The 13,349-nt window shown below is 66.0% G+C and carries 18 protein-coding genes; 13 read left to right on the top strand and 5 right to left on the bottom strand.

Annotated features, from left to right (window positions below):
* Positions 1-267: 267 nt before the first annotated feature.
* Positions 268-960: a RibD family protein gene (locus FJ443_RS09140; RefSeq protein ID WP_140663609.1), complete on the top strand. Its 693-nt coding sequence runs from the start codon at positions 268-270 to the stop codon at positions 958-960.
* Between the two features lie 18 nt (positions 961-978).
* Here FJ443_RS09140 and FJ443_RS09135 read toward each other — a convergent pair whose 3' ends face one another.
* Positions 979-1,869, bottom strand: coding sequence for an SDR family oxidoreductase (locus FJ443_RS09135; RefSeq protein WP_140663607.1), 891 nt, complete (start codon positions 1,867-1,869; stop codon positions 979-981).
* A 90-nt stretch (positions 1,870-1,959) separates the two neighbouring features.
* Between FJ443_RS09135 and FJ443_RS09130 the strand changes: the two genes are divergently transcribed.
* Positions 1,960-2,805: a helix-turn-helix transcriptional regulator gene (locus FJ443_RS09130; protein ID WP_181165261.1), complete on the top strand. Its 846-nt coding sequence runs from the start codon at positions 1,960-1,962 to the stop codon at positions 2,803-2,805.
* Between the two features lie 84 nt (positions 2,806-2,889).
* Here the strand turns inward: FJ443_RS09130 and FJ443_RS09125 are convergent, their stop codons facing one another.
* Entirely contained in the window at positions 2,890-3,789 is a 900-nt protein-coding gene (locus FJ443_RS09125) for a LysR family transcriptional regulator (RefSeq protein ID WP_140663605.1), read from the bottom strand.
* A gap of 94 nt (positions 3,790-3,883) precedes the next feature.
* On the opposite strand from FJ443_RS09125, the gene FJ443_RS09120 reads away from it, so the two are divergent.
* From FJ443_RS09120 to FJ443_RS09110, 3 genes are all read left to right on the top strand, one after another.
* Positions 3,884-4,768 (top strand): aldo/keto reductase family oxidoreductase, encoded by an 885-nt coding sequence (locus FJ443_RS09120; RefSeq protein WP_140663603.1) that lies wholly within the window; start codon positions 3,884-3,886, stop codon positions 4,766-4,768.
* A gap of 125 nt (positions 4,769-4,893) precedes the next feature.
* The gene (locus tag FJ443_RS09115; RefSeq protein WP_140663601.1) at positions 4,894-5,625 is read left to right on the top strand and encodes a pseudouridine synthase; all 732 of its coding nucleotides are present in this window, start codon (positions 4,894-4,896) and stop codon (positions 5,623-5,625) included.
* A gap of 142 nt (positions 5,626-5,767) precedes the next feature.
* Positions 5,768-6,169, top strand: coding sequence for a VOC family protein (locus tag FJ443_RS09110; RefSeq protein WP_140559852.1), 402 nt, complete (start codon positions 5,768-5,770; stop codon positions 6,167-6,169).
* 5 nt (positions 6,170-6,174) lie between these two features.
* Here the strand turns inward: FJ443_RS09110 and FJ443_RS09105 are convergent, their stop codons facing one another.
* A complete protein-coding gene (locus FJ443_RS09105) occupies positions 6,175-6,756 on the bottom strand; it encodes a histidine phosphatase family protein (protein ID WP_140663599.1) in 582 nt (193 codons plus the stop codon).
* Between the two features lie 219 nt (positions 6,757-6,975).
* Here FJ443_RS09105 and FJ443_RS09100 point away from each other — a divergent pair, with 219 nt between their 5' ends.
* A complete protein-coding gene (locus tag FJ443_RS09100; RefSeq protein ID WP_140663597.1) occupies positions 6,976-7,425 on the top strand; it encodes a universal stress protein in 450 nt (149 codons plus the stop codon).
* Positions 7,426-7,461: 36 nt separating this feature from the next.
* On the opposite strand, the gene FJ443_RS09095 is transcribed toward FJ443_RS09100, so the two are convergent.
* Together FJ443_RS09095 and FJ443_RS09090 are read right to left on the bottom strand one after the other, a co-directional pair.
* Entirely contained in the window at positions 7,462-8,220 is a 759-nt protein-coding gene (locus tag FJ443_RS09095) for a sulfite exporter TauE/SafE family protein (protein ID WP_140663595.1), read from the bottom strand.
* Complete coding sequence (locus FJ443_RS09090) at positions 8,213-8,425, bottom strand: hypothetical protein (protein ID WP_210239605.1); 213 nt, start codon at positions 8,423-8,425, stop codon at positions 8,213-8,215. The genes FJ443_RS09095 and FJ443_RS09090 overlap by 8 nt, the downstream gene beginning before the upstream one ends.
* Positions 8,426-8,581: 156 nt before the next feature.
* Here FJ443_RS09090 and FJ443_RS09085 point away from each other — a divergent pair, with 156 nt between their 5' ends.
* The 7 genes from FJ443_RS09085 to FJ443_RS09060 all read left to right on the top strand — a co-directional run bounded on the left by FJ443_RS09085 (position 8,582) and on the right by FJ443_RS09060 (position 13,342).
* A complete protein-coding gene (locus tag FJ443_RS09085; protein WP_140663590.1) occupies positions 8,582-9,454 on the top strand; it encodes a LysR substrate-binding domain-containing protein in 873 nt (290 codons plus the stop codon).
* 126 nt (positions 9,455-9,580) lie between these two features.
* Positions 9,581-10,087, top strand: a complete 507-nt coding sequence (locus FJ443_RS09080; RefSeq protein ID WP_140499160.1) for an Lrp/AsnC family transcriptional regulator — start codon at positions 9,581-9,583, stop codon at positions 10,085-10,087.
* Entirely contained in the window at positions 10,084-10,209 is a 126-nt protein-coding gene (locus FJ443_RS31950) for a hypothetical protein (protein ID WP_263486469.1), read from the top strand. Before FJ443_RS09080 ends, FJ443_RS31950 begins: the two co-directional genes overlap by 4 nt.
* Before the next feature lie 110 nt (positions 10,210-10,319).
* Positions 10,320-11,108 carry an ABC transporter substrate-binding protein gene (locus FJ443_RS09075; RefSeq protein WP_140516312.1) on the top strand — a complete coding sequence of 263 codons (789 nt, stop codon included), beginning with the start codon at positions 10,320-10,322 and terminating at the stop codon, positions 11,106-11,108.
* A 122-nt stretch (positions 11,109-11,230) separates the two neighbouring features.
* Positions 11,231-11,902, top strand: coding sequence for an amino acid ABC transporter permease (locus FJ443_RS09070; protein WP_140499162.1), 672 nt, complete (start codon positions 11,231-11,233; stop codon positions 11,900-11,902).
* Positions 11,899-12,573, top strand: coding sequence for an amino acid ABC transporter permease (locus tag FJ443_RS09065; protein ID WP_140521399.1), 675 nt, complete (start codon positions 11,899-11,901; stop codon positions 12,571-12,573). Before FJ443_RS09070 ends, FJ443_RS09065 begins: the two co-directional genes overlap by 4 nt.
* A gap of 25 nt (positions 12,574-12,598) precedes the next feature.
* Entirely contained in the window at positions 12,599-13,342 is a 744-nt protein-coding gene (locus FJ443_RS09060; protein WP_140521398.1) for an amino acid ABC transporter ATP-binding protein, read from the top strand.
* Positions 13,343-13,349 lie beyond the last annotated feature (7 nt).

Below are 13,349 nucleotides of genomic sequence, written 5' to 3'. Positions count from 1 at the left end.
GAAGGATCATGCGTCGGTTCAAAGTGTTGGAGCATCCTCCTTGCGTTTGCTAACGCATGCCGCTCCAGCTGATCGCCGTTGCAAAAACTGCCTCCCGTCGGCACCAGCAAACGGATGCTAGCCCAGGCTCAACCATTTGTGCAACATCGATATAACAGGGCCAGACGGCAATGGTCGGAATTTGGATGAGCCGGGTGCCCAGCTTCCATTCTCCGGCGCTGGCCCTAGTTTGAACCGCGCCTGAGCCCATTCCCTGGAGACACCCGCATGAAACCGCACATCATCTGCCATATGATCGCGTCGCTGGACGGCAGTCTCCACCCGAGCCGCTACACGGCCAGCCCGGACGGAACCCGGGCCGAATGGTCGAGCCTCTACGAGCATATCCATAATGATTTTGCGGGCGACGGCTGGATCGTCGGCCGCGTCACCATGGCCGAGATGAGCAAGGCCGGCGCGCACCCGCCGGCCGATGCGGGCAAGGTCGACCGACCCTATCATGTCGCGCAAACCGGTACGGGAAGCTACGCGGTGGCGCTCGATCCATCGGGCAAGCTCCACTTTTCCAAACCCGACATTGGCGGCGACCATGTCGTGGTGCTGCTTGGGCACGATGTCGCCGACAGCCACCTGGCCGAGCTCGCTGCCGACGGCGTGTCCTATATCGTGGCGGAAACGGCTGACATGGATCTCGGCCGGATGCTCGAAGTTCTCAACCGCGAATTCGCCATTCGCCGGCTGCTGCTCGAGGGCGGCGCCGGCATCAACGGTTCCTTCTTCGCGGCCGGCCTTGTCGATGAGCTCAGCCTTCTCGTCGCTCCCGCCGTTGACGGGCGGGCGGCGAACCAGGGTTTCGTCGAATTCGGCGAAACCGGCCTCGCGGGCAAGATGCAACTGTCGCTCAAAAGCTGCGAAGCCCTCGCCCACGGCCTCGTCCATTTGCGCTACGCCGTCGGCTGACGACGCTTTATCGGCGCATCATGCGTCGTACCGCATGGCCTCGAGATCGGCGATCAGCGTCGGGCCGGTCGGCTGCCAGCCGAGCCGCGCCCGGGTCAGCGCGCTGGAAGCCGGCAGATCCATCGGGGCGAACATCGCCATCCAGCCGAAATGCTCCGGCGCCTGTTCCGGCGTGATCGAAACCACCGGCACGTTGAGGCCCCGCCCGATCACCTCGGCGATCGCGCGCACCTCGACGCCTTCCTCGCCGACCGCGTTATAGCGCGCGCCGGGCTGCCGCTTTTCCACCGCCAGCCGGTAGAGGCGCGCCGCGTCCAAGAGATGGCCCGCCGCATAGCGGTTGCGGCCCTCGCCGACATAGGCCGAAACGCCTTTCTGGCGCACGATTTCGATGAGCGGCGTGATGAGCCCTTGCCTGACCGGGTTGTGAACCTGCGGCAGCCGCACCACCGAGACGTTGACGCCGGCTTCCAGCAAGGCATTGCCGGCGAGCTCCGAGGCGATGCGCGGATTGGGATGGCTGGGGTTGAAGACGTCCTCGCTGGCAAGCTCGCCATGTCCGGGGCTGCCCACGCCGACGCCGGAAGTGATCACCAGCGGCCGGTCGGATCCGGCCAATGCCTGGCCGAGTGCCGCGATGACACGGCTATCCTTCTCGCAATTCTCGGCAAACCGCGAAAAATCATGGTCGAACGCCGTGTGGATCACCGCTTCCGCCTTCGCCGCGCCGTCGCGCAGGCCCTCTGGATCCTCGAGCGTTCCCCGATGCACTTCGGCGCCCGCCGCCGTCAGCGCTTCGGCCCCCGCTTCGGAGCGAGTGACGCCGACCACCTGATGGCCCGCCTTGATGAGCTCGGCAACGAGCGCCGAGCCGATGAAACCGGTCGCGCCGGTCAAAAAGATACGCATGCGAATTCTCCTGCACGATTGCCTGCGCAGTATCGCCGGTCTATTATTCCATTAAAGTAGTGATCTTATCGTGGTATAATGGCTAACAGGATGCCCACCAATTCCGCCGGTTCGCTCGCGGCGTTTCTGAGAGACCGGCGCACCCGGCTCGATCCGGCCTCGTTCGGATTTTCAGGGCGCCGGCGCACGCCGGGGCTGCGCCGGGAGGAAGTGGCCCAGCGCGCCAACATCAGCCCGACCTGGTACACATGGCTGGAGCAGGGTCGTGGCGGCGCGCCTTCGGCCGATGTGCTGAACCGCATCGCCAAGGGGCTGATGCTGACCGAGGCCGAGCGCGAGCACCTTTTCATGCTCGGGCTCGGACGCCCGCCTGAGGTCCGCTATATCGGCGCGGAAGGCATCAGCCCCCGGCTGCAGCGCCTCCTCGACACGCTTGAAGCGAGCCCCGCCTTGGTCAGGACCGCTACCTGGGATGTCGTTGCCTGGAACCGCGCCGCCCAGGTCGTGCTGACCGATTACAGCGCCCTGCCCGCAGACCAGCGCAACATTTTGCGCTTCATGTTCCGCAGCCCGGCCATCCGCGAAAAGCAGCACGACTGGGAAAACCTCGCCCGTTTCGTGGTGGGCGCCTTCCGCGCCGACGCGGCGCGTGCCGGCGCGGTGTCCGAGGTACGCGAACTCGTCGACGAACTGTGCAGCGCCAGCCCCGAATTCGCCGCCCTGTGGCGCGAGAACGACGTGCTCAGCCATGGCGACGGAACCAAGCGGCTGAAGCACCCGGTGCTCGGCGACATCGAGCTGGAATATTCGGGATTCGCGGTCGACGGCCGCCCGGATCTGAGCCTGACCGTCTACAATCCGGTCGACAGCGCGGTCGCGGAGCGGATTCGCGAGCTGGCGAAGCGCGCCAAGGTGTCATTGGACCCGCCGCGATGATCCCTGCTCGTTCCTGGAACATTCCAGAAATGCGCAGCGGGTTGCGTCCTGCCATGCGTCCCATGAAACCGTCATCGGGGCGCCTTACCACCGCATCCCGCCGACAAAGTCGATGAATGCCCGCAGCGGCGCCGGGATGAGCCGGCGGCCCGGGTAATAAAGGAACGGGCCGGAAAACTCCTGCCACCAGGGCTCCAGTACCGGTTCGAGCCGGCCATCGTCGAAATAGGGGCGCAGCCAGTCCTCGAACAGCGAGACGATGCCGCCGCCGGCGACGGCCACATCGAGCGCAAGCGCCATAGCCGTGCCGGTGCTGACCAGCAGCGGCCCGGTCGGCTCGACGCTCACTATCTCGCCGTCGCGCTCGAACTCCCAGGGCGGCGTCAGGCCGCTGGCGAAGCGGCCGCGCAGGCATGCGTGATCGAGCAGGTCGCGCGGATGGTCGGGCCGGCCACGCCTGTCGAGATAGGCCGTTGCGGCAGCGGTGGCGAAGCGCTGCCGGCGCGGGCCGATCGGTACGGCGATCATGTCCTGCTCCAGCCGCTCGTCATAGCGGATGCCGGCATCGCAGCCGCTCGCCAGTATGTCGACAAAACTGTCCTCGGCGGTCACCTCCAGTCTTATGTCGGGATAGGCGGCAAGGAAGGGCGGCAGAAGGCGCGGCAGAACCAGTTTCGCCGCCACGACAGGCACGTTGAGCCGCAGCGTGCCGGCCGGGCGGCCGCGAAAGCCGCTGACGACATCGAGCGCTGCCTCGACCTCGCCGAGCGCGGGGCCCAGCCGCTCCAGCAGTCGCGCGCCGGCCTCGGTCGGAGCGACGCTGCGCGTGGTGCGGTTGAGGAGCCGCACGCCGAGCCCCGCCTCCAGCCGCCGCACCGTTTCGCTGAGGCTGGAGGCGCTGACGCCGCTGACCCTGGCCGCCTCGCGAAAGCCGCCGGCGCGCGCCACCGCCATGAATGCCTGGAGGTCGCCCAGATCCGTCATTGTACGCCTTTCCGCACAGCCTGTGCCGATTGCGCCATATTATCGCGCAGGCGTGCATTGTCTATATCTGGCCGATGCAAAGGAGATTGAGACCATGACCGACATCTGCAAGGCCGGAACCTTCAAGCTCGGCGACCGCACCGTGAAGCGCATGGGCTACGGCGCCATGCAACTGGCCGGACCCGGCGTGTTCGGCCCGCCGAAAGACCATGACGCTGCACTCGCCGTGCTGCGCGAGGCGGTGGCGAGCGGCATCGACCATATCGACACCAGCGATTTCTACGGTCCGCACGTCACCAACCTGATCATCCGCGAGGCGCTGCACCCCTACCCCGCCAACCTCACCATCGTCACCAAGGTCAGTGCCCGGCGCGGCGCCGATGCATCGTGGATCCCCGCAATGTCGCCGCAGGAACTGACGCAGGCCGTGCACGACAATCTCCGCAATCTGGGACTGGACACGATGGAGGTCGTCAACCTGCGCTCCATGCACGGCATACACGGCCCGGCCGAAGGTTCGCTCGAACCCCAACTGAATACGCTCGCCGAACTGCAGCGTCAGGGTCTGGTGCGCCATATCGGCTTGAGCAATGTCACATCAACCCAGATCGCGCAGGGGCGCGGCATCGTCGACATCGTTTGCGTGCAGAACCAGTACAACATCGCGCATCGCGAGGATGACGCACTGATCGACGAGCTTGCCGCGGCCGGCATCGCCTATGTGCCGTTCTTCCCGCTCGGCGGCTTCACGCCGCTGCAATCCAGCACGCTGGCCGATGTCGCGCAAAAACTCGGCGCCACGCCCATGCAGGTGGCGCTCGCCTGGCTCCTGCGTCGCGCGCCCAACATCCTGCTCATCCCCGGCACCTCGTCCATTGCGCATCTCAGGCAAAACATGGCGGCGGCGGAGTTGGAGCTGCCAGCCGACGCGCTTTCCGTGCTGAACGGGATCGCGGACGAGACCGAGCAAGCAGCCTAAGCCGGCGCGACTAGCGCTTGCCGGGCGGCACCGCTGTCCGGCAAGATCCCGACCTCGGCGGCGGCTTGCGCAGCCGTCGCCGGCCATGGCATCTGGTCCGGTACAACGGATCGATCCGAAGCAGCATGGCTCCACGACCACCACGACCCGGCGTCAGCCTCAACCGCGCGCTGTCGAAGCTCGGCCTGTGCTCGCGCACGCAGGCCGAGCGGCTGATCGCCGAGGGCCGCGTGCGCGTCGGTGGCAAGGTCGCGCGCGATGCTTCCCTGCGCGTCGATATGAAGCGCGACCGTATCGTCGTCGACGGCGAAGACGTCGTTGCCGAGCGCAAGGTCTATCTCATGCTCAACAAGCCGCGCGGGCTGGTCACGACCCGCGACGACCCGCTCGAGCGCGACACCGTCTATGCCTGTCTTGAAGGGCTTGACCTGCCTTTCGTCTCGCCGGTCGGCCGGCTGGACAAGGCGAGCGAAGGCCTGCTGCTGATGACCAACGACACGCGCTTCGCCAACCGGCTGATGGACCCGGCCTCGCACCTGCCCAAGACCTATCATGTTCAGATCGCCACGGTGCCCGACGCCGCGGTGCTGGAAGCGCTGCGCGCCGGCGCTACCGTCGAGGGTGAAATGCTGACTGCGAACTCGATCGAGCTGCTGCGCAGCGGCGGCCGCACCGCCTGGCTGGAGATCGTGCTCCACGAGGGCCGCAACCGCCACATCCGGCGCCTGCTCGCCGCCCACGGCATTGAGGTCAAGCGCCTGATCCGCGTCGCCATTGGTCGCTTGCCGCTCGGCGACCTCGCCAAGGGTACTGCGAGGCATTTGACGCCCGACGAATTGGCGCTGCTGGCGGGATGAATAGGCGCAGGGTCGGCACTGCCGCTCGGCAGATCTGAAATCCCACCGGCACTTCCGTCTCCTGACGGAAAGCTGTCAGGGGCCCCGGCCTATAGAAGGCGGGGAGCCCAGCCGCGGCTTCGACGATCAAGGAGCCAATGCGATGAATTTCGTCTCTGTCCGCATCATCACGTCCGATGTCCAGCGCCTCGTGCGCTTCTATGGCGAGATCACCGGCATGCCGGTGACGATGTACACGGAGGACTTCGCCGAACTGGCGACGCCAGCCTGCACGCTGGCGATCGGCAGCACGCGCACCCTGATGCTGTTCGGCAGCGACATCGCCCGCCCAGCCGACAACCGCACGGCCATCATCGAATTCCGAGTCGGCGACGTCGATGCAGAATTTGCCAGGCTGGCGGAAACCATCAAGGGCGCAATTGTCCAGGAGCCTACCACCATGCCTTGGGGCAACCGCTCGCTGCTGTTCCGCGACCCCGACTACAATCTGGTGAATTTCTTCACGCCGGTAACCGCCGAGGCGATCCGGAAGTTCGACAGCTAGGCCGCCTACTTCCCGTTCCACTTGCGCACCACCGGCTCGCCGAGGTCATGCTCGTAGCCGAGCACGCTGATGCTGGCCGTATCGAGCACGAACAGCGCGCCGTCCTGCGGCGGCAAGCCGAGCCAGCGGGCGGTGAGCACGCGCAGGAAGTGCGCGCTGGAAAAGATCAGCGTGTCGGCGTTGGCCTCGCGCAGGCGATCGATGATCCTGTCGGCGCGGGCGCCCACATCGGCCGCCGTTTCGCCTTGCGGGCAGCCGTCGCGAAAGACGTTCCAGCCCGGCCGTTCGGCCAGGATCTCCCTGGTGGTTCGCCCTTCATAGGCGCCGTAGTCCCATTCCTGCAGGTCGTCCATCTTGATGCTTTGCGCCCCGAAACCGGCAAGCAGGCTGGTGTTGTAGGCGCGCTGCGAGGGGCTCGACCACACGGCCGAAAACCGCAGGCCTTTCAGCCGATCCGCCACACCCCGCGCGGCCGCCTCGCCGGCGGTCGTCAGCGGCATGTCGGTGCGGCCGGTGTGCTGGCCCGAAAGGCTCCACGCCGTCTCGCCATGCCGGACCAGATGGATTTGAGGAAACGCACTGCTCATGGTGGGCCTTTCGAAGTTGCCGCACCTTAGAGGACGATGCCGCGAAGGGGAATCCAGCTGGCGCGAAAGTCCGGGGGTGGAACGCTCGTTTGGGCGCGGTCCACGCGATGCCCACCACATTCCCTGGCCCTGATCCCCGCCGCATTGGCACAATGACTGGGCGCCGGGCATGACTATGTGTGGTCCATAGTTCACCAAGCACGATAGGTCACGATCATCATGTACAAACATCTGCTCATCGCCACCGACGGGTCGGAACTGGCCGACAAGGGCGTTGCCCACGGCCTCGGGCTGGCAAAGGGCCTCGGCGCCGCCGTGACCTTCGTCACCGTCTCAGAACAATTCCCGATCTTCGCCTGGGGCGGCGCCATGGCCGGCTACGCCGCGGGCGATGAGCTGGCCGCCTATCAGGAAGAAGCCCGCAAATACGGCAAGGAGGTGCTCGACAAATGCAAGGCTTCCGCCGAGGGGCTGGGCGTGTCGGCCAAGGTCGTGCACATCGAGGACAGAAGGCCCGCCGAGGCGATCCTGGAGCTGTCGCAGACCGAACGCTCCGACCTGATTGTCATGGCCTCGCACGGCCGCCGCGGATTGGGCAGGCTGCTTCTGGGAAGCCAGACCGCGGAAGTCGTATCCTACAGCGAAATCCCGGTCCTGGTGGTGCGGTAAGCCGGGTCCGGCCAGTCGGCGCTCTGCAAGCGGCACTCAGAACGCCGCCTCGGCCACCAGATAAAATCCCAGCGCCAAGAGCCCGGCGAAGAACACTTTGCGAAAAGTCTCGACGCTCATGCGCCGGCGCAGCGCCTGGCCGACAGCCATGCCGGCGAGCGCAGGCGCCAGCGCCGCGATCGAACCCGCCAGCCCGGCCGTCGGCGAGGCCAGGGCGCCGGCCCTGAACAGCCCGATGGCCAGCGCCGCCGTCGACACGGTGAAGGACAGGCCGAGCGCCTGGATCAGCTCTTCCCTGCCCAGCCGCAGCGATTGCAGGTAGGGCACCGCCGGAATGACGAAGACGCCGGTGGCGCCGGTGACCAGACCGGTCGCCACCCCGACCAGCGGCGATAGCAAGGCCTCGTGGCGTGGCGGCGTTGAGAAGCCGGCCTTTGCGAGGCCGAGAACGGCATAGAGCATCAGTGCCACGCCGAGCGCGCCGGACGCGGCCGCCGTATGCGCGCCGGTGAGCAGGCCGGCGCCGATAACGGTGCCGATCACCACGCCGGCCATCATCGTCCATAGCCGCCTGACGAGCCCGCCGAACGAAGGACCAGTGGACAATTGCCACAGATTGGTAACCAGCGACGGGATCAGCAGAAGCGTGGCCGCTTCGGCCGGCGCCATGGCCACCGCCAGCAGGCCCATCGCCACCGTCGGCAGGCCCATCCCGACCACGCCCTTGACGAAGCCTGCGGCAAGGAAGACGGCGCAGATCCAGGCAACGGCGGCGGCGCTCAGCGGCTCAATCATGGAGCAGCATGTCGGCGGCGTCGATCCCCGCTGCCGGCCCCGGTCCGGCGGCGGCGCTGCTGACAGGGGCGGATGTCATGGCGCATCCTGGCATGCCGGAATCCGAGCGCGCCATGGCCAGAAGAGCAACGGCAACCGCCAGCAGCATCGCCGCACTTTCAGCAATACCGAGCCCTTGCCGGTTCGATGCTGGTTTTCTCATCATGGACCTCCACCGAAACTGTTTGACGAAATTCGCCGTCACCCACAATGTGGAAATTACGGCACCAGCCTTCGTCTGAGGCGAAGGCTGGCGCTGAAAGCGGTCGGCCGGATGCGCCGTCGATCGCGTGCGCCCGGGCTGTCTTGCGGGAGGAAAAAGATGCGCTTCGACCTCGTCGATCTCCGGCTGTTCCTGCTGGTCGCCGAGCGCGGCAGCATCACCCATGGCGCCGAGCTCGCGGGCCTCGCGCTGGCCTCGGCCAGCGCCCGCATCAAGGGCATGGAGGATAGGCTCGGCGCGCCGCTTCTGGAGCGCCGCCGGCGCGGCGTGGTGCCGACCGCCGCCGGCCAGGCGCTGCTGCACCACGCGCGCGCGGTGCAGAATCAGATCGAGGCGATGGCCGGCGAGCTCGGCGCCTATGCCACCGGCCTGCGCGCGCGGGTCCGCCTGCTCGCCAACACGGCCGCCACCAGCGAACTTCTGCGCGACAGGCTGCCGGCCTTTCTGGTCGCGCATCCCGGCATCGACATAGACCTCGATGAGCGCCCCAGCCACGAGATCGCCGAGGCGGTGGCGAGCGGCGCCGCCGATCTTGGCATTGCCGCGACCTGGGCCGGCCTTTCCCATCTCGAGCAGAAACCGTTCTTCGTTGACCGGCTGGTGGTGATCGCCGCGCGCAACCGCCCCGGCCTCGAAGGCCGCGCGACCGGCCTCGCCGACATTCTCGGTGAAACCTTTGTCGGCCTGAGTGCCGGCCATCCCTTGCAGGAGCACATCTCCCGCCAGGCCGCGCGCCTTGGCGGTCATCTGCATTTTCGCATCCGCGTGCCCGGCCTCGACAATGTCTGCAGGCTGGTGGCCCAGGGCGCGGGCGTCGCCATCGTGCCGGAAAGCATCGTGCGCCGCTCGGCGCCCAGCCTGCGCAGCCGGCGGCTGACGGACGACTGGGGAACCCGCCAGCTCAATCTCTGCGCCCGCCGCTTCGACACGTTGACGCCGCAGGCCAAGCTGCTGGTGGCCGCACTGGTGTGAAGCCGCCGACCACATGCTGAATTCGCGTGGAATCATGCCTTGCCTTTAAGGAATCCATGAAATAGCTTGTTTGCACATAGGCAAAAAAATCGCCTAGCTTTTTTCGTTTTATGAAAGACGGGGGACTTGCGGGAACATCTCGATCTGACCGATCGGCGGCTGGTCAAACAGCTGTCGCAGGACGCACAGCCGGGCATCAACCGCCTCGCCGAGATTCTGGCGATCTCGGTGCCGACGGTGCGCACGCGGCTGCGCAACCTGCTCGACCGCAACCTGCTCAAGATCGTCGGGCTCTTGAACCTGACGGAGCGGCCCGAACTGATCTCGGCTATCGTCGGCATCAACGCGCAAGGACGCGGCCGCGCCCGCGAACTGGCACAGCGCATTTCCGAACTGCCCTTCGTCAACTCGGCCTCGGTCGTCACCGGGCGCTTCGACATCATCGTCGACGTGACGGTGGCCGGAGACGTCGCCGATCTCTACCGCGTCACCAGCGAGTTGATCCCGGGCGCCGGCGAGCCGGGCGAGGTCGTGCGCAGCGAGACCTTCGTCGTCATGGCGTCCTGCAACAAATGGGTCAGCCTGCCGGAAGGCTGCTGGTCCGACGACAGCATTCGCAAGGAGCCGGCATGAGGATAGCGGTTCTCGGGGGCCTCGGCCTGCTCAACCCGCTGCTGCATGTGCCGGACGCGCCTTTCTTCGACGCGTTGGCCAGCCGCGGCATCGCGGTCGCCGAAACGGCGGCCCGGCACTGAGGAGACGGATTTTCGAACGGTGGCCGCCGCCGGCAACGGCGCCGCCGCTCAAAAAGCACCCTGTAGGGTGGACAACAAGACGACAAAAGGAGGAATGCCCAATGAAACCAATGAACATTGCCAAGCTTTTCATCGCCGGCCTCGCACTGGCCGGCCTCACCGCCGCCGCCAGCGCCGGATCGCTCGACGACATCACCAAGCGCGGCGAACTGCGTGTCGCCGTGCAGACACAGGGACCGCCCTTCTCGCTGGTCGGCGCCAATGGCGAACGCACCGGCAGCTCGGTGGAACTGGCCGAACTGATGGCCAAGGAAATGGGCGTCAAGATCACCTTCCTCGACTTCGACTGGGACGGCCTGATCCCGGCGCTGCTTTCGGGCAAGGCCGACCTTCTGGTCGCCGACATGACGCCGACGCTGGCACGCGGCATGAAGGTCGCCTTCACCACGCCTTACATGTATACGGGCAGCACCGTCTTCACCAAGGCCGACGGCAAGTTCAAGACCGCCGACGACTGCAAGGCCAAGGGCACCAAGATCGCCGTGCTGCTCGGCGCCACCGGCGAGAAGGAAGCCAAGGCAGCCTTCCCCGATGCCGACATCAAGAGCTACAAGGGCGGCGGTCCGCTGCTGCTCGACGCCGTCAACAACGGCCAGGCCGATTGCGGCGTCAACGACGTCTCGGCGGTCAAGGGCCAGTCGACGGCTTATCCGGCCGGGACCTTCACAATCATGCCGGACCTCCTCTCGAAGGAGCCGCTTGCCTTCGCCACCCGCTATGACGAGCCGGATCTCCTGATCTGGATGAACCTGTTCCTCAACCAGGTCACCATCGACGGCCGCCTGCAGAAGAACCTCGACTACTGGGTCAATTCGGAAGACTGGAAGAAAGATCACTGATTAGGGATTAGGGAATTAGGGATTAGTGAGTAGCGAATTAGTGAGTAGTGAATAGGGAATTCCGGATCCGCCTCACTACTCACTGCTCACTACTCACTACTCCCTAATCACCATTCACGCCCATGCTCGAGAATTTCAGCTTCCGCACCATCGTCGAATACCTGCCCCTGTTCGGGCAGGGCCTGGTCACGACCGTGTGGCTGTCGGCGCTGTCCTTTTTCGGCGCGCTCGCGGTCGGCATCCTGCTGTGCGCGATGAACCTGCAGCGCGGCTGGCTGTTTCGGGTGCCGGCCAAGGCCTATATCGACGCCGTACGCGCCACGCCCTTGCTGGCGCAGCTCTATTTTCTCTATTTCGGCCTGCCGCGCCTCGGTTTCGTGCTGCCCGAACTCGTCGTCGGCATCCTCGCGCTGTCACTGAACAGCGGCGCCTATGTCGCTGAAATCATTCGGGCCGGCATCCTGTCGATCCCGCGCGGCCAGGTTGAGGCCAGTGTTGCTTCGGGCATGACCTATGTCCAGCGCATGCGCCTGGTGGTCCTGCCGCAGGCGTTCAAGGTGACGATCCCGCCGCTGCTGGGACAAGCGATCGTGCTGGTCAAGGATTCGGCGCTCCTGTCGCTGATCTCCGTTGCCGAGCTGACGCGCGCCGGCCAGTTGCTCGCCTCCGACCGTTTCATGCCGGCGGAAGGATTTCTCACCATCGCCGCCTTCTACCTCATGCTCTATTACGGCCTCAAAGGGCTGGCGGTTCTCTCCGGCCGCTGGCTCGGCTCGGCGGGAGCGCGCATATGATCTGGCAGCAGTTGCAAAGCCTTGCGGGCAGCTATCCGCTGGCGCTGCGCGGCCTCGGCATGACCGTGGTGCTGTCGCTGATCAGCCTGGTGCTGGGCACCCTGCTCGGCTTCGGCCTCGGCATCTTGCGGACTGGCGGCAACCGGTTGATCGCCGGCGTGATCGGTGCCTGGGTAGACCTCATCCGGGGCACCCCGTTCCTGGTGCAGATATTCCTGATCTTCTTCATCTTGCCGGAGCTGGGCATCGAGCTCGACGCCTTCACCGCCGGCATCATCGCGCTGACCAACCTCGCCGCCTGCTTCATCTGCGAGATCGTCGCCGCCGGTATCCGCTCGGTGCCAACAGGCCAGGTCGAGGCGGCGCTGGCGTCCGGCCTGTCGCGCTGGCAGCGCATGCGCCAGGTGGTGCTGCCGCAGGCGATGCGCATCGTGCTGCCGCCGCTGGTCGGGCAATATGTGCTGCTGATCAAGGACTCTTCGGTCGTCTCTGCGATTGGCCTGACCGATCTCACCCGCGTCGGCTGGCTGGTGGTGCAGCGCGTGCCGAACGGCCTGCTGGTGTTCTTCCTCGTCGGCGTCGGCTATTTCATCGTCTGCTATCCGCTGATCATGCTCGCCCGCCGGCTCGAGCGGCGCATCGGTGCCGCCCATGGCGAGGTGCAGATATGACATCGAACCCAAAGGTTCCGACCACATGACCAAAACGGGCATGATCGATTTTCGCGGCGTCAACAAATGGTTCGGCACGCTCAACGTGCTGAGGGACATCACGCTCAGCGTCGAGCCGCGCGAAGTGGTCGTCGTCTGCGGCCCGAGCGGGTCGGGCAAGAGCACGCTTATCCGCTGCATCAACGGGCTGGAGACGATCAAGGACGGCGACCTTGTCGTCGACGGCCAGCGGCTCGGCCACCCCGCCACCAACATGACGAAGCTGCGCACCGAGATCGGCTTCGTCTTCCAGTCCTTCAACCTCTACCCGCACAAGACCGCGCTCGAAAACGTCACGCTGGCGCCGATCCATGTCCGCAAGATCCCGCGCGCGGAGGCCGAGCAGGCCGGCCGCGAACTGCTGGCCAAGGTCGGGCTTGCCGACAAGGTCAACGCCTATCCTGCGCAGCTTTCAGGCGGCCAGCAACAGCGTGTGGCGATCGCCCGCTGCCTCGGCATGCGCCCCAAGATCATGCTGTTCGACGAGCCGACCTCCGCCCTCGACCCCGAGATGATTTCGGAAGTGCTCGACGTCATGGTCGCGGTTGCCGAGGAAGGCATGACCATGATGGTGGTGACGCATGAGATGGGCTTTGCCCGCAAGGTCGCCCAGCGCGTGGTGTTCATGGATGCTGGCGCCATCGTCGAAAGCGGCACGCCCGACGAGTTCTTCTCGCACCCCAGGACCGATCGCAGCCGCGCCTTCCTGAGCAAGATCCTGCGGCACTGACCGGCGC

Origin of the sequence: Mesorhizobium sp. B2-6-1, from assembly GCF_006440475.1 — a bacterium.
Classification (GTDB): Bacteria; Pseudomonadota; Alphaproteobacteria; order Rhizobiales; family Rhizobiaceae; genus Mesorhizobium.
This window is presented reverse-complemented; position numbering and strand designations above follow the sequence as displayed.